The sequence below is a fragment of the Sphingobium estronivorans genome (genome assembly GCF_008692605.1).
GTDB lineage: Bacteria > Pseudomonadota > Alphaproteobacteria > Sphingomonadales > Sphingomonadaceae > Sphingobium > Sphingobium estronivorans.
On sequence record NZ_LFCT01000028.1, the window covers coordinates 15,778 to 31,848 of the forward strand.

At 63.3% G+C, this 16,071-nt stretch carries 15 protein-coding genes; 7 read left to right on the forward strand and 8 right to left on the reverse strand.

Annotated elements, in window-relative coordinates; genetic code table 11:
* Positions 1-66: 66 nt before the first annotated feature.
* On the forward strand, positions 67-2,421 hold the full coding sequence (locus tag F7P65_RS18100; RefSeq protein WP_150294214.1) for an arylsulfatase: 2,355 nt from the start codon (positions 67-69) through the stop codon (positions 2,419-2,421).
* 124 nt (positions 2,422-2,545) lie between these two features.
* On the forward strand, positions 2,546-3,808 hold the full coding sequence (locus F7P65_RS18105) for a TetR/AcrR family transcriptional regulator (protein ID WP_150294216.1): 1,263 nt from the start codon (positions 2,546-2,548) through the stop codon (positions 3,806-3,808).
* 153 nt (positions 3,809-3,961) lie between these two features.
* Here F7P65_RS18105 and F7P65_RS18110 read toward each other — a convergent pair whose 3' ends face one another.
* The 8 genes from F7P65_RS18110 to F7P65_RS18145 form a co-directional block, all read right to left on the reverse strand.
* The gene (locus F7P65_RS18110; RefSeq protein ID WP_150294218.1) at positions 3,962-4,915 is read right to left on the reverse strand and encodes an alpha/beta hydrolase; all 954 of its coding nucleotides are present in this window, start codon (positions 4,913-4,915) and stop codon (positions 3,962-3,964) included.
* Between the two features lie 19 nt (positions 4,916-4,934).
* Positions 4,935-5,738: a sugar phosphate isomerase/epimerase family protein gene (locus F7P65_RS18115; protein ID WP_150294220.1), complete on the reverse strand. Its 804-nt coding sequence runs from the start codon at positions 5,736-5,738 to the stop codon at positions 4,935-4,937.
* A gap of 9 nt (positions 5,739-5,747) precedes the next feature.
* Positions 5,748-6,794: a 4-hydroxy-2-oxovalerate aldolase gene (dmpG, locus tag F7P65_RS18120; protein ID WP_150294222.1), complete on the reverse strand. Its 1,047-nt coding sequence runs from the start codon at positions 6,792-6,794 to the stop codon at positions 5,748-5,750.
* On the reverse strand, positions 6,791-7,738 hold the full coding sequence (locus F7P65_RS18125) for an acetaldehyde dehydrogenase (acetylating) (protein ID WP_150294224.1): 948 nt from the start codon (positions 7,736-7,738) through the stop codon (positions 6,791-6,793). The genes dmpG and F7P65_RS18125 overlap by 4 nt, the downstream gene beginning before the upstream one ends.
* Before the next feature lie 10 nt (positions 7,739-7,748).
* Entirely contained in the window at positions 7,749-8,453 is a 705-nt protein-coding gene (locus F7P65_RS18130) for a fumarylacetoacetate hydrolase family protein (RefSeq protein WP_150294328.1), read from the reverse strand.
* 86 nt (positions 8,454-8,539) lie between these two features.
* On the reverse strand, positions 8,540-9,040 hold the full coding sequence (locus F7P65_RS18135; protein ID WP_162854702.1) for a flavin reductase family protein: 501 nt from the start codon (positions 9,038-9,040) through the stop codon (positions 8,540-8,542).
* On the reverse strand, positions 9,033-9,854 hold the full coding sequence (locus F7P65_RS18140; protein ID WP_150294228.1) for an alpha/beta fold hydrolase: 822 nt from the start codon (positions 9,852-9,854) through the stop codon (positions 9,033-9,035). Before F7P65_RS18140 ends, F7P65_RS18135 begins: the two co-directional genes overlap by 8 nt.
* Before the next feature lie 11 nt (positions 9,855-9,865).
* Positions 9,866-11,083, reverse strand: a complete 1,218-nt coding sequence (locus tag F7P65_RS18145; protein WP_240334379.1) for an acyl-CoA dehydrogenase family protein — start codon at positions 11,081-11,083, stop codon at positions 9,866-9,868.
* 284 nt (positions 11,084-11,367) lie between these two features.
* Between F7P65_RS18145 and F7P65_RS18150 the strand changes: the two genes are divergently transcribed.
* The 5 genes from F7P65_RS18150 (at position 11,368) to F7P65_RS18170 (ending at position 16,065) form a co-directional block, all read left to right on the forward strand.
* A complete protein-coding gene (locus tag F7P65_RS18150) occupies positions 11,368-12,282 on the forward strand; it encodes a VOC family protein (protein ID WP_150294230.1) in 915 nt (304 codons plus the stop codon).
* Positions 12,283-12,402: 120 nt separating this feature from the next.
* Positions 12,403-13,284, forward strand: a complete 882-nt coding sequence (locus F7P65_RS18155; RefSeq protein ID WP_338053920.1) for a CoA transferase subunit A — start codon at positions 12,403-12,405, stop codon at positions 13,282-13,284.
* Positions 13,284-14,072: a CoA-transferase subunit beta gene (locus F7P65_RS18160; protein ID WP_150294234.1), complete on the forward strand. Its 789-nt coding sequence runs from the start codon at positions 13,284-13,286 to the stop codon at positions 14,070-14,072. Before F7P65_RS18155 ends, F7P65_RS18160 begins: the two co-directional genes overlap by 1 nt.
* Entirely contained in the window at positions 14,072-14,977 is a 906-nt protein-coding gene (locus F7P65_RS18165) for an enoyl-CoA hydratase (protein ID WP_150294236.1), read from the forward strand. The genes F7P65_RS18160 and F7P65_RS18165 overlap by 1 nt, the downstream gene beginning before the upstream one ends.
* Positions 14,977-16,065 (forward strand): NAD(P)H-dependent flavin oxidoreductase, encoded by a 1,089-nt coding sequence (locus F7P65_RS18170; RefSeq protein WP_150294238.1) that lies wholly within the window; start codon positions 14,977-14,979, stop codon positions 16,063-16,065. Before F7P65_RS18165 ends, F7P65_RS18170 begins: the two co-directional genes overlap by 1 nt.
* The last annotated feature ends 6 nt before the right edge of the window (positions 16,066-16,071 follow it).

Below are 16,071 nucleotides of genomic sequence, written 5' to 3' on the forward strand. Positions count from 1 at the left end.
TGCGCGTGCTTGCATTGTACGAAACCCACCGGTACAAGACAGGCTCATCCAGAGGAGTGAGAGGCAATGCGTAAACGATCGACCCTGAATTGCGGGGCCGGATTTCTGGCACTCATGCTCGGGGGCGCCGCGCCGGTGTCGGCGCAGACGACGCTTCCTCCCGCACCCCAGCCCTTTGCAGGCAAGATCGGGGCAACCTATGCCGATTCGACCCCGGCCTTTCCCAAGCCCGTCACCGCGCCGGCGGGCGCCCCGAATGTGATGGTCATCCTGACCGACGATATCGGCTTCGGCGCGGCATCGACCTTCGGCGGGCCGATCCCCACCCCCAATCTCGACCGGCTGGCGGCGCGCGGACTGGTCTACAACCGCTTCCATACCACGGCCATGTGCTCGCCCACCCGGGCCGCCCTGCTGACCGGACGCAACCATCATGCCGTCGGCAACGGCATCGTCGCCAATCTGACGACCGGCTTCCCCGGCTATACCAACGTCATGCCGAAGAGCGCCGCGACGATCGCGGAGGTGTTGCGCCAGAATGGCTATAACACCGCGATGGTCGGCAAGCATCACAATGCACCGGAAGCGGATGTCTCGCCCGCCGGGCCGTTCGACCTGTGGCCGACCGGACTGGGTTTCGAATATTTCTACGGCTTCATGGCGGCGGAAACCAACCAGTTCACCCCCGGCCTCTATCGCGGCACGACCCCGATCCCGACGCTGAAGGACGGCGTGCTCGACAAGGCGCTGGCCGACGAAGCGATCCACTGGATCCATAACCAGAAGGCCGCCGCGCCCGACAAGCCCTTCTTCCTTTATTATGCGACCGGTTCCGCCCACGCCCCGCTGCAAGCGCCGGCCGACTGGATCGCGAAGTTCAAGGGCCAGTTCGACAAGGGCTGGGACGCCATGCGCGCGGAAACCGTCGCCCGCCAGAAGCGGCTCGGCGTTATTCCCGCCAATGCCGAGAACACGGCCCGCCCCGACGGCATCGCGGCATGGAAGGACCTCACTCCGGATCAACGCCGGATCAACGCCCGCTTCATGGAGGTTTACGCCGCCATGCTCTCCTATCAGGACGCGCAGATCGGTCGCGTTCTCGATGAACTCGACCGGATGGGAGAGAGCAACAACACGCTCATCATGTTCATCGAAGGCGACAATGGCGCGGCTGCGGAAGGGGGCACACATGGCAGCACCAACCCCATGTCCCTTTTCGCCAATGGCACGCAGGAAGACGAAAAGACGCTGCTCGCCAATCTCGACAAGGTGGGCGGTCCCGATGCGGTCCCCAATTGGGGCTACGGCTGGGCCTGGGCGAGCGACGCGCCTTTCCGCTGGTTCAAGCAATTTGCGTCGCATCTGGGCGGCACGCGCAACGGGATGGTCGTATCCTGGCCCGACCATATCAAGGCGCGCGGCATCCGTTCGCAATTCACCCATGTGAACGATGTTATGCCCACGATCCTGGAGGCGGCCGGCATCAAGGCCCCCGACAGCGTCAATGGCGTGAAGCAGCAGCGGATCGACGGCGTCAGCTTCGCCTATAGTTTCGACGCGCCCAAGGCCCCGGAACGGCACGACACCCAATATTTCGAAATGATGGGCAATCAGGGCATTTACCACCAAGGCTGGCTGGCCGGCACCACGCCGGTCAACCTGCCGTGGAAGCGCGGCGACGGATCGATCAAGCCCAACCAGTATAAGTGGGAATTGTACGACCTGAACAAGGACTTCTCGCAGGCGCACGATCTGGCCGCGAAACAGCCGGCCAAGCTCGCGGAAATGCAGGCTCTGTTCCGTCAGGAGGCGGAACGCAACCAGGTCTTCCCCCTGGACGACCGGATGACATTTGCCCGGTTCCAGGCGGCGGCAAGCCAGCACCCCAGCCGATCCAACTATGTCTATTGGGGATCGGACATCAGCATTCCGTCGGTCACGGCGGCCCCTCTGCTCGCGCGCAGCTTCCGTATCACCGCGGATGTCGACATGCCGCAGGAACATGCAACCGGTGCGTTGGTCGCGTTGGGCGGCAAGTTCGGCGGCTGGAGCTTCTATGTGAAGGACGGCAGGCCGATCGCCCTGATGGCGGCGTCGCAGCTGGCCGGCGATCAATCGCAGGTGGCGGCGGAACGGCCGCTCGCGGCGGGACGGAACCGGCTTGTCTTCGACTTCCGCTACGACGGCGGGGTGAATGCTGGTGGCGAGATGATCGTCAGCGCGAACGGCCATGAGGTCGCACGCGGACGGATCGCCCGAACCATCAGCAAATTGCCGGAACTGACCGAAACGCTCGACATCGGTTTCGATGCCGATACGCCGGTCACCAGCGACTATCCGGCAGGCGGGCATTTCGCGGGCAAGATCGACAAGGTCGACATTGCAGTCGGCAAAGCCGGCGCGGCCGGCGAGGCGCCCTGACATGACTGCGCGACCGCCCGTCCTTGAGGACCTTGCCGATGGGCGGTTTGCGCTGATAACGATGGCCGATGAATGTTTTCATCGGCCATCGGCATTACCGCACCCTGACGTGAAGTAGACGTGAATGGTCAAGAGTGCATCTCCACCCCTGCCCTTCGAACATGACAATCGGACCAAGATCTTAAACGCGGCGAGCAAAGTCTTTCTGAACGAAGGCTTGGAGCGGACGAGCGTCGACAGGATCGCTGCCGCCGCCCATATGAGCAAGCAGAGCATATATGAGCTGTTTCCCAGCAAGGTCGCGCTGTTCGAGGCGGCCGTGCGCAGCAAGCTCCAGATCGCCTGGCACGGGACGATCTCCATCGACGAAGACGCGCCGATGGAAGACACGCTGAAAAAATATGCCCTGCGCCTGTCCGACGCCTTTGCCGACCCCGTCGGTTTCGGGCTGTTCCGCGCCAATATCGCCGCCGCCAGATATTTTCCCGAACTGGCAACCGAATTGCACGAGCAGCGGCTGGCCGGCGCCCAACCCCTGGCCGATTATCTCGAAAATCTGATCCAGGGCGGTATCATCCTGTCCTGCAATCCGCTCGCCATGGCCATCCGCTTCGGCAGCCTTGCAGTCGACGGCGCCCGCTATTTTCTCGGCGCCGCATTACCTGGCATGGCGAAGCGGGAACGCGACGCCGAAAATGCCGTCCGCCTCTTCCTGAACGGCTATCGCGCCATGACGGAAGGGGGGGGAGACGGCCTGCCGCCGGCAAAGATCGAACCGCCCGTCCGCGAAAGCGTCGTCGCGCTGCGTCTCTCCGCCGAGAAATTCGCGGCATTGATCGAGGCCGTGACGAACGAATTTCTGGACCAGGGCTATCGCCGCGCCAATGTCGACCGGGCCGCTGCGGGAGTGCAGGTGAGCAAGGCCACCGTCTATCGCCAGTTCGGCAACAAGGAACATCTGCTGCGCTACATCGTCCAGCGCGACATTTACGAAGCGAGCCGCGAACCCTTCGAGCCGCTTCCAGCCGGGATGGACGCGGAAAGCGCCCTCGTCGCGTTCGCGCGGCAAGTGCTGGATCGCCATCTTGCGCCCGCCAATATCGCGATGCACCGCCTTCTGGTGGAGGAGGCGGACCTCATCCCCGATCTTGCCCGGCTCTTCTATGAAGGCCGCGTGGACCGACTGGGCCAGCCGCTGAGAGACCTGCTGGCAGCACAGGGATTACCCCCGCCCAATCGCCCTGCCGTTCATGCCTTCTACGCGCTTGCGACCTTCGCAGCGCGCTTCTTCACCGCGCCCGAAACGCCGTCGGAAATGCAGCGGGACAGCTATGCCAGGGCCAGCGCCGTCCTGTTCCTTCACGGCCTGCGGAAGGGCACGGGCTGAACTGGAGCATCGTGCGGAAACCTTTTCCGCATAAAAGGATCCGACAGCACAAACTGAGAGCGCGCGACCCGCGCCCCATTTCACGCAGCGCGCTCGAGGACAAATCCATCGAACGGACGGGCTCCGCCCGATGGAAATGTCCCCTGCAATCGATCAGGCGTTCTCGCCGGGATGCAGCGCCTTGCGAAGAGCGCTGACGGCATCGCGCTTCATCTGCCGGACCAGCGGCGAGTCCGGCAGAACGTCGAAGCCATGATAGGCGCTGGGATAGACGTGCATTTCCGTCGCAACGCCCGCTTCGATCAGCCGGCGGGCATAATCCATGTCTTCGACCAGAAAAAGATCGAGCGCACCGACCGAGATGAAGGCGGGCGGCAAGCCCGTCAAATCGTCAGCGCGGGCCGGCGCGGCATAATGCGACACATCGGCCGAGCCCGGCTCCTTGCCCAGCAGCGAACGCCAGCCGAAGGCATTGGCCTGCGGCGTCCAGACGAAGGCGCCCAGATGCTCGGGCAGGCGCGTGATGCACGTACGGTCGTCCAGCATTGGATAGATGAGATTCTGGTGCACGATGGCCGGACCGCCCCGATCGCGAGCAAGGAGCGTGAGCGCCGCGGCGAGCCCGCCCCCCGCGCTTTCGCCGCGCACGGCGATGCGGCTGGAATCGACGCCAAGCTGCGCCGCCATTTCATGCAGCCAGGATAGCGCCACGTAGCAATCTTCAGCCGAACCGGGCGCGACAACTTCGGGAGCGAGGCGATAGTCGACCGAGACGATGACCGCCGTTGCAGCCGTCGCCAGCTCGATGTTCGCCAGATGATTGGTTCGCATCGATCCCACCACATAGCCGCCGCCATGGATGTGCAGGATCGCGGGCAACAGTCCGGCAGCGCTGTCGGGCGTATAGATCCGGACAGGTACATCATGTCCGCCGGGCGCACGCAGAATTTCTTCCCGCCACGCAACGCCGCTATTTTCCGGCTCCGGCATGGCCGCCGACATCTGCTCCATGCCCGCGCGGATCGCAGGCAGGCTTTCGTCCGTCAGGTCCAGCGTCGGCATGAAATCCAGGCCCGGCAGCAGCGAGGGATCGATCAGGTCACGCATAGATTTAAACTCTCCCATTTCAATGTGTCATCACAGCAAAAGTCGCCGCCACGGCGCGGCGGGCGCGTTCCAATGGGGACACCCCCGCCTTCCTTGCCGCCTCCTGCGGCGCTTCCACGCTGAACGGCAGGCCGGGGCGAAGAGCAGACAGCAAGGCAGCAATGTCGAAGCTTCCCTCGCCCGGCAACTGGCGTTGCAGGCCCGCTTCCCATTCAAGCCGTTCCGCCGCCATGTCCAGCGGGCCATCGCTGAGCTGCGCGAAACAAATGCGAGGATCGGCGAGGTGGCGCATGGTGCCCGCCACATCGCCCCCGCGCATGATATGCAGCAGGTCGAGCGTGACGCCCACATCCTCGCGATCCACGGCTCCAATGAGAGCCAGCGCATCGCCAAGGGTACGGATCTGCGAGGGCGGATAGAATTCGATCGCGAGACCGATCCGGTAACCGGCGGCGAGATCGGCCAGTTCGGCCAGCTTCTCGACCAGGCGCGCCGGGTCGCGGTCATAGCAAAGAATATTGGCCAGCGGCGCGCCGAGTTCCGCCGCGACCTCCAGCGCGGGTTCGAAGGCCGCGACGACGGTGCGGCCCGCGATGGTGAACGGATAAACCAGATCGACCGTCACCCCACTGGCCGCGAGTGCCGCTTTGGTCGCGCGGCGTTCGGCAGGATCGGCGATGAGATCATAATCCGGCATGGCGGGCAGCACCGCCATCGAATGGAGGAATGGGCATATGCCCGTGCACCCCGTCGCGGCGGCGATGTCCGCAAGCTGCGACGGGGTCGTGTCGGTGACGCTGATATGGTCGAGCGACAATCGCATGGCGGGCCGTCAGGCGGCTGCCTCGCGCTCCTTCAGCATGTCGAGGGCCACGTCCACGATCATGTCTTCCTGACCGCCGACCATCTTGCGGCGGCCGAGTTCGACCAGGATCGTGCGGGTGTCGAGTCCGTAGGTCTCCGCCGCCTTCTCCGCATGGCGCAGGAAGCTGGAATAGACGCCTGCATAACCCAGCGCGAGCGTTTCGCGGTCGACGCGGACCGGACGGTCCTGCAACGGACGAACCAGATCCTCGGCCGCGTCCATCAGCGCGTTGACGTCACAACCATGGTTCCAACCCTTGCGGTCGGCAGCCGCGATGAACACTTCGAGCGGCGCGTTGCCCGCGCCCGCGCCCATGCCCGTCAGCGAAGCGTCGATGCGCACCGCGCCGCACTGGGCGGCAACGATAGAGTTGGCGACGCCCAACGAGAGATTGTGATGGGCGTGGATGCCGCGCTGGGTTTCCGGTTTCAGCACGCGGTCATAGGCCTCAAGCCGCGCCTTCACCCCGTCCATGTCGAGCGCGCCGCCGCTGTCGGTCACGTAGACGCATTGCGCGCCATAGCTTTCCATCAGCAAGGCCTGCTCAGCGAGCTTTTCGGCGTCGATCATGTGGCTCATCATCAGGAAGCCGGACACGTCCATGCCGAGATCGCGGGCGATGCCGATATGCTGTTTCGACACGTCCGCTTCGGTGCAGTGGGTCGCGACGCGAACCGAACGCACGCCGATGTCATGGGCGCGGCGCAGTTCCTCGACCGTGCCGACGCCCGGCAGGATGAGCGTGGTGAGCACCGACTTGGTCAGCACCGAGGCGACCGCCTCCAGCCATTCCCAGTCCGTGTGCGCGCCGAAGCCATAGTTGAAGCTCGCGCCGTTGAGGCCGTCGCCATGCGCCACCTCGATCGCGTCGACACCCGCATCGTCGAGCGCCTTGGCGATCGCCTTCACATGGTCGATGCCATACATGTGACGGATGGCGTGCATGCCGTCGCGCAGGGTGACATCCTGAATGTAGAGCTTGTCGCCCGCTTCCACGTTGAATTTCGCGGTCATGCCGTCACCTTCTTTCCTTGCGCAATGCGCTGCGCCAGCAGTTCGCCGGTCGCCTTCGCGGCGGCGGTCATGATGTCGAGATTGCCCGAATAGCTGGGGAGGTAATCGCCTGCCCCTTCGACTTCGAGCAGGATCATCGTCTTGACGCCGGTGAACTCGCCGCGACCGGGGATCTTCAGCTTATTATTATCACCAAAGCGCTCGAACTGCACCTCCTGCTTCAGGCGATAGCCCGGAACATAGGCCTGCACCTTCTTGACCATGGCTTCCACCGAGGCGCGGATGGTTTCCTCGTCGGCGCCTTCGGACAGGGTGAAGACCGTGTCGCGCATGATCATCGGCGGTTCGGCGGGATTGAGGATGATGATCGCCTTGCCCTGCGCCGCGCCGCCGACCTTTTCGATGGCGCCCGCGGTGGTGCGGGTGAACTCGTCGATATTGGCGCGGGTGCCCGGACCGGCGGAACGCGACGACACCGACGCGACGATTTCCGCATAGTGTACCATCGCGACCTGGCTGACGGCCGCGACCATCGGGATCGTCGCCTGACCGCCGCAGGTCACCATGTTGACGTTGCCGGCGTCCAGATTGGCTTCGCCATTGACGGTCGGGATGGTGTAGGGACCAATGGCGGCGGGGGTGAGGTCCACCACCTGCTTGCCGTCGGCGCGCAGCGCGGCGTCATGCACCTTGTGGGCATAGGCCGAGGTCGCGTCGAAAACGATGCCGATCTCGGGATAGACGTCCATCTTCTGGAGGCCTTCCAGCCCCTCATGGGTGGTCGCCACGCCGCGCTCGCGGGCCATGGCGAGGCCCTCGGAGGCTTCGTCGATGCCGACCACGGCCACCAATTCCATATTCTGCGGATATTTGATCATCTTGATCATCAGGTCGGTGCCGATATTGCCCGAACCGATGATCGCTGCCTTGACCTTGCCAGTCATCAATAACTCCTCAAACGAAACGGGCAGTGCAGGCGCCCACGCCATGCAGTTGCATTTCAAACACATCCCCTGCCTTGGCAGGTTCCAGCGGCACCAGGCTGCCCGACAATATCACATCGCCCGCATCCAGCGTGACGCCATAGGCGCCCAGCGTATTGGCGAGCCACGCCACTGCCTCCGCCGGCGAACCCTGAACCGCATGGCCATAGCCTTCGGACAATGGCTGACCGTTCTTGGTCACCGTGACGTGAAGATTGGGGAGGTCGTGGTCGCGCGGATTTGCGCGGGCCTCGCCCAGCACATAGACGCCACAGGAGGCGTTGTCCGCGACGGTATCGACAATGCCGATTTTCCAGTCCTGGATCCGGCTGTCGACAATCTCGAAACAGGGAATGATCGCCTCCGTGGCGGCGATGACCTGTTCCGCCGTGACGCCGGGACCCTTCAGGCTGTCCTTGAGGATGAAGCCGATCTCGGCCTCGGCACGGGGCTGGATCAAGCCGTTGGCAGCAATGTCGATATCGCCTTCCACGAACATGCGGTCGGTGAGGAAGCCGAAATCGGGCTGGTGCACGCCCAGCATGTCCTGCACCGCCTTGGAGGTGACGCCGATCTTCTTGCCGACGACGCGTTCCCCATCGGCCTTGCGCCGCTCCAGCGCCCCCAGCGAAATGGCATAGGCGTCGTCGATGGTCAGTTCGGGATGACGCGCCATCAGCGGCGAAACGGTGCGCCCCTCGCGCAGCGCGCGATAGAGTTCATCGGCCAGCGCGTCGTTCAGGCCTTGGTCGGCGATGTCGCTCACAAATAGGCTCCATCCTGATAAATGAGAGGGTTCACCGCGTCGCTGAGGCGTACCGCCTCCACGCCTGCGATGACGATACTATGCGTCCCGAAGGGTGTCATGCTGACGATGGTGCAGGTCAGATTGGCCTGCGCTTCGTCCAGCATGGGCAAGTCGTGCCGGTCGGGCACCCACTGCCCGACCTCGAAACGCTTGTCCCTGGGCACGGCACCGCCGAACGCCGCCGACACGTCTCGCTGGTGACGTGAGAGGATGTTGATGCTGATCGGGCAACCGGGCGCAAGATGGGGGTGGATGCCCGCCGACTGGTTGATGCACACCAGCACGGCAGGCGGCTCCACCGTCAAAGAGGTGATGGAGGTCGCCGCCATGCCGACCGCGCCTTCATCGCCCTTGGCCGTGATGATCGCGACGCCAGACGCCAGACGGCGCATGGCACCCCGAAAACCCGCGGCAACATCCTCTTCGGAAGCCGTCAAGACAGGCGTATCAGCCATGGAGGAATTCGAGCGAGTGGCGGTTGAATTCATCGGCCCGCTCCACCTGCACCCAATGGCCGACCTTGTTGAAGGTCATGCAGCGCACATCGGGGCACGCTTCGAAGAAGAGGCCGATGCCTTCCAGCGGCATGAAGCGTTCATTATAGCCCCAGAACAGCAGGATCGGCATTTTGAGTTCGCCCAGGCGCGGTGCCAGATTGGGCGTCCGCATCCGCACGATCACATCCTTGGGCTGGGTCCGGGCAACGGCGAACCGTTCCTTGACCAGCGCATCGGTGACATGAACCGGGTCATATACCAGGTTGGCGATGAGGCGGCGCTGTTCCTCTTCGTTGAAATCCGGACCGCCGAAGGAACTCACCATGCCGGCGATGCCCGGCATCTTGAAATATTCCTCCCGCTCATGGATGCAGCCGGGCGCCATCAGGATCAGCCGGTCGACAAATTCGGGATGATCCATCGCCATCTGGAGGGCGATGCCGCCACCCAGCGAATTGCCGATCAGGGTCGCCTTCTCAATGCCATGCGCGACCAGCGCTTCATAAAGCGTGTCGGTGAACAGATCGAGCGTATAGTCGATGCCTTCCGGCTTCGACGAAGCGCCATAACCGATCAGATCCGGCAGAATGACGCGGAAACCGCCGTCCACGAACGCCTGCACATTCTGACGGAAATTGGACTGCCCCGAAGCGCCCGGACCGCTGCCGTGGATGAACACGACGGCGGGGCCGGAGCCGGAGCCGGCTTCCGCGACCACGATGTCATGGTCGCCCGAAACGCGATAGGTCTTGCTGATGATGTCGTTCGCCATTCCGTCGCTCCTCAGATGAAAGTGAAGGCCGGCGGTTCGCCGAGCATCGTGCCGACCACATCGCCGGTGCGATTGGCGGGATCGTTGGCGACATGCGCGCGGGCGGCGTGCAGGTCGAGCCAGGGCTGGAGGATCGGGCTGGACATATAGACCGCCCGGCCGCCCAGCAACTTCACCATGTCGTCGACAAGATCCGCCAGGCGGCGCACGACGCTGGCCGACTGATAGGCGAAGAGGGCGCGCCGCTCCATCGGGATCGGTTCATTGCGCTCCGCATAATCCATCAGTTCGTTGAAGGTCGCCCGATGGGTCAGGTCCATTTCGCTGGTTTCCGCAATCGCGCGGGCGATGGCGGCGTGCAGGTTCGGATCGGCCTTCGACGCCTTGCCGGTATTGGTCGAAATACGGCTCTGCATGATTTCGATCGCAGCGTTGATCGCATTGCGGGCGCCGCCAAAGGCCGCCGACGACACCGAGCGGGTGAACAGCTGCGCCCAGGGCATGCGATAGAGCGGGCCGGTATTGGCTTCCTGCCCCGGATTGTTGCAGGCAAAGCCGTCGGCCGCACGGTGGGTGCGATGTTCGGGGACGAACACGCGCTCGACCAGAATGTCGAAGCTGCCGGTACCCTGAAGACCGAACACATCCCACGTCCCCTCGATCACCTGATAGTCCGAGCGGGGCAGCAGGAAGGTCCGCATATCCGGCGGACCGCCGTCGGTATCGAAGTTGATCGCGCCCAGCAGCACCCAGCCGCAATGGGTCGAGCCGGAAGAAAAGCCCCAGCGTCCGGAAAGGTAGAAGCCGCCCTCGACCTTCTCCACCTTGCCGACAGGCTGATAGGTGGACGACACCAGCATGTCGGGGTCCTCACCCCAGACTTCCTTCTGCGCCTCGTCATGGAACAGCGCCAGTTCATAGGGGTGACAGCCCAGCACGCCGTAGATCCAGCCGGTGGACATGCAGCCTTCCGCGAGCGCCTTCTGCACGTCGAAGAAGACATTGGGGTGCATTTCATAACCGCCATAGCGTTTGGGCTGGAGGATGCGGAAGAAACCCGCCTCCTTCATTTCCGCCACGGTTTCCTTGGGCACGTCATTGCCGAGGGCACAGGCCCGCGCCCGTTCCCGCAGGACGGGAATCATGGCCTTTGCCTTAGCGATCAGGCTTTCGGCTGACGGCACGCCTGCATCCGCCTCGCCGGTCGGTCTTGCTATTGCCCCGGTCATTATCTTCTCCAATTCGGACGACTCATATCAATTGCCTATATGCGTAGTTAATATAATTTGTTATTACGCAAACTGTCAAGGCAAAGAGGGCTTGCGCATTTTGCTCGATGCTTATAGGCCGATCCGGAACGAATTGCCATAAGCACCTTACGCGATGCGTGTCAGAGCGCCTTATCCATGCAGCATGATACGTGCTATCTGGAGAAATTGCGTAAGAAAAGGCGCTTGTAGCAACGAAATCGGGTTCGAGGCCCAGGTTGAGGACAAGGGACGAGGCGGCAGAAATGGCAGTGATTTCGCTAGGCTATGTTATCGTGGAGACGCAGGATCTGGCTGCGTGGCAGGATTTTGCCTGCAATATCGCGGGGCTAATGGCCTCTCCCTCCGCGCGAGACGATGTGGCGCTGTTCCGGATGGACGATCGCCCCTACCGCCTGTGGGTGCAGAAGGGCGAACGCAATGCGTTCGTCGCGCCGGGCTGGGAATGCGCGGATCGCGAGTCCTTCGAATCGGTCATCGCCAAGCTCGAATCGGCGGGTCGTCCGGTGGAGCGCGCCGACGTCATGGAAGCGCGCGCCCGGCAGGTCTATGAACTGGTGCGTTCTTCCGATCCGGCGGGCAATCCCATGGAAATTTTTTACGGCCGCTTCGTCGATTATGCGCCCTTCGTCTCGCCGGCGGGGGTCAGCGCCTTCGTCACCGGCAACAATGGCGATATGGGGCTGGGCCATGTCGTGCTGACAGCACCGAATTTCGAAGAAACCCACGCCTTCTACAAGGATGTGATGGGTTTTGGCGATACCGACCTTGGCCGCTTCTATCTGGCAGGAGGCGGCCCCGAAGACGCGGGCGTCGGTTTCGCCTTCCTCCATTGCAACAGCCGCCACCACAGCCTCGCTCTGGGCCAGCTTCCCGAAAGCCCGAATGGCGCGGTGCACATGATGCTGGAAGTCGGCAGCCTGGAGGATGTCGGACGCGCCTATGACCGAGTGCTCAAGAGCAAGGGCAAGGTTCCGCTGTCCGCCAGCCTGGGCCGTCACGTCAATGACAAGATGACGTCCTTCTACATGCAAACGCCCAGTGGTTTCGACATTGAATATGGCTGGAACGGGATGGTGATCGATCCGGCCAGCTGGGTTCCGACGACCAGCCTGTCGGTAAGCGACTGGGGCCATAAATGGGCGTATGAAAGCGATTGAGCGGAAGCTGGCGACCGCGTGATGGCGGATGGAAACGGAAGTAGCTTTAGTGGTGTGGCGAGATAGGCCGTTGACAACATCGGTACCAATGGTACCGGAAAATATTAGTGAAGAGGCGGAATGATGCTCGACAAGAGAATGACGGCGGCCGACATCGTCGGTCAATTATCCGACGGGATGACCATCGGGATCGGCGGCTGGGGTCCGCGGCGCAAGCCGATGGCTTTGGTGCGGGAGATTTTGCGTTCGGACCTCAAGGATCTGACCGTCGTCGCCTATGGCGGCGCGGATGTGGGGATGCTGTGCGCGGCGGGCAAGGTGAAGAAACTGGTCTTCGCTTTCGTCTCGCTCGACGCCATTCCGCTGGAGCCCTGGTTCCGCAAGGCGCGCGAAGCCGGGCAGATCGAGGTTCTGGAACTGGACGAAGGCATGTTCCAGTGGGGCCTGAAGGCCGCCGCTTTCGGCCTGCCCTTCCTGCCGACCCGCGTCGGTCTGGGTACCGACCTTGCCGAACTGGGCGGCCTCAAGACCGTGCAGTCGCCCTATGCCGACGGCGAGACGCTGGTGGCGATGCCCGCGCTGAAGCTGGACGTGGCCCTGATCCACGCCAACCGCAGCGACTGGCGTGGCAACGTCCATCTGTTCGGACCCGACAGCTATTATGACGAGTGGTTCGCGAAGGCGGCCGCCAAGACCTATGTGTCGTGCGAAGAACTGGTCGACCGGATGGAAGATCATTATCCCGACCAGGCGCATTTCAACATTTTCGAACGCTGCTTCGTCAGCGGCGTCGTTGAGATACCTGGCGGCGCGCACCCCAGCTCCATGCCCCCGGCTTATGGCTGGGACATGAAGGCGTTCAAGGCCTATGCCGATGCTGCCCGTGAACCGGGCGACTGGTCGGCGGTGGCGGACCGCTTCGTCGGCGCGACCGAAGAAGCCTATCTGGAAAGCATTGGCGGAAAGGAGGCGGTGGCGGCTCTCCCGCTCCCGATATTCTGATGACTGAAGTATCCCTCGCAGAACTCTGCATTTTCGCCTGCTCTGAGGCATTTCGCAACAATGGCGAGATCATCGCCACTGGAGTCGGCCCCGTGCCGCGCCTGGCCGCGAGCCTTGCCAAGCTGACCCACAGCCCGGAACTGATGATGACCGATGGCGAAGCCTATCTGGTCGAACAGCCGGTGCCTTTGGGGCCGCGCAAATATGACGACCGCAAGGCGGCGGGCCATCTCCCCTTCTCGCGCTTCTTCGACGCCGCGGTATGGACGGGTCGCCGCCATGCGATGGTGACGCCGACGCAGCTCGACCGCTTCGGCCAGATCAATTTGAGCTATCTGGGCGGCACCTACGACAAACCCAAGACGCAGATGCTGGGTGTGCGCGGTTTCCCGGGCAACACCATCTATCATGCGAACAGCTTCTTCTTCCCGGCGCACACGGCACGGACCTTCGTGCCGGGGGAAGTGGATATGGTGTCCGGTGTGGGCTATAATCCGGCCAAGCGAGTGGCGGGCGGCAATTATTCGGGCGTCGACCTGCGTATGATCGTCACCAACCTGTGCGTCATGGATTTCGGTGGCAAGGACAACGCGATCCGCGTCGTCTCGCTGCATCCCGGCGTCACGTTCGAACAGGTTCAGGAGGCCACCGGCTTCCCGCTGGAGAAGGGCGACCTCGGGGAAACGGCGTTGCCGGGCAAGGAAGCGCTCGACATCATCGCCAGCCTCGACCCGCACAATATCCGCGCATCCGTCATCAAGGACAATCCGCCTGCAAGGAGGGCATGATGAACGAGGCCGATCGCCTGGTCGAACCGCAGAAGGTCGACATCGTCTACGAGACCGAAGAGCCGGTCACCTATGAGGTGATCGACCATGTTGCATGGATCATGCTGAACCGACCGGGCTTCAACAATGCCCAGAACGGCCAGATGACCTATGCGCTCGACGACGCCTTCATCCGGGCGACGAACGACGATGACGTCCGCTGCATCGTACTGGGCGGTAACGGCAAGCATTTCTCCGCCGGCCATGACATCGGCACGCCGGGTCGCGATCTGCACAAGCAGTTCGAGAACCGGCTGATGGTGCCGACCCATGTCAACAAGCCGGCGGCGGAACTGCTCTATACTCGTGAGAAAGAGCAATATGTCGGCATGTGCCGGCGCTGGCGCGACGTCGCCAAGCCGACCATCGCCATGGTGCAGGGCGCCTGCGTCGCGGGCGGGCTGATGCTCGCCTGGGTGTGCGACCTGATCGTGGCGAGCGATGACGCCTTCTTCCAGGACCCGGTCAACCGCATGGGCATTCCGGGCGTCGAATATTTCGCCCATGCCTATGAACTGCCGCCGCGCATCGCCAAGGAGTTTCTGCTGCTGGGCGAGCGCATGAGCGCCCAGCGCGCTGAACAGTTCGGCATGGTGAACAAGGTCGTCGCTCGCGAGGCCTTGCGTGAGACGGTGGCGGCCATGGCGGCCAAGCTCGTCGCCCAGCCGCGCCTTGGCAACTGGCTGACCAAACAGGCCGTCAATCATGTCGAGGAACTGATGGGCAAGCGCAACGCGATGGAAGCGGTCTATCATATGCACCACTTCGCCCATGCGCAGAATGACCTGACGATGGGCAATTCGATCGGCGGGCTTGACGGCAAAGCAATGGCCGCGGCGAACAAGAAAGAGGCAGGCGAAGGCTGATGAGCGATCCGCTGCACACTATCATGACCGAGCGGCTGGGCTGCAGCTGGCCGATCATCCAGACCGCCATGGGCTGGGTGGCCGAACCCAGCCTTGTGATCGGCAGCTCCAACGCCGGGGCCTTCGGCTTCCTCGGCGCGGCGGTCATGACGCCGGACGAGGCGCGCGAGAAAATCCTGATGGTGCGGCGGGGAACCGATCGGCCGTTCGGCGTCAATTTCCACATGTTCCAACCGGGTGCGGACCAGATCGTCGAACTGATCCTCGCCAATAAGGATCGGGTGCGCGCGGTCAGCTTCGGGCGTGGCCCCAATGCGAAGATGATCGCGCGTTTCAAGGACGCGGGCATTCTCTGCGTGCCGACCGTGGGCGCGGTCAAGCATGCGCAGAAGATGGTCGAACTCGGTGTCGACATGGTCAATGTGCAGGGCGGCGAAGGCGGCGGCCATACCGGCTCCGTCCCGACCACCGTGCTGCTGCCGCAGGTGCTGGACGCCGTGAAGGTGCCGGTGATCGCCAGCGGCGGTTTCGCCGACGGACGCGGGCTTGCGGCGGCGCTCGCCTATGGCGCCGTGGGCATCGCGATGGGCACGCGGTTTCTGTTGACCAAGGAAAGCCCGGTGCCTGACAGCGCCAAGGCGGAATATCTGAAAGCCGGCACCGACCGCATCATCGTCACCACCAAGCTCGACGGCATTCCCCAGCGCATGGTCCGCACCAAGCTGATGGACCGGATCGAGAAGTCCGGCAACCTCGCCATGTGGATGCGCGCCATCGAGGCGAGCATGGCGATGAAGAAGCAGACCGGCGCAAGCTGGCTCAGCCTCATCAAATCGGCGCGGGGCATGACCGCCCATGGCGCGATGCCGCTCAAGCAGGCGATGATGGCTGCGACCATGCCGATGCTGATCCAGAAGGCCGTGGTCGACGGCGATATCGAACATGGCGTGATGGCGACCGGCGTGGTCGGCGGACGCATCGGTGAAATTCCAAGCTGCGAGCAACTGGTGGGCCGCATCGTGGACGAGGCGCACGAGCGTCTGGCCGCGCTTGCCGCACTGGGCCGCGAAACCGCTTCGGCGGCCTGAGGAGAC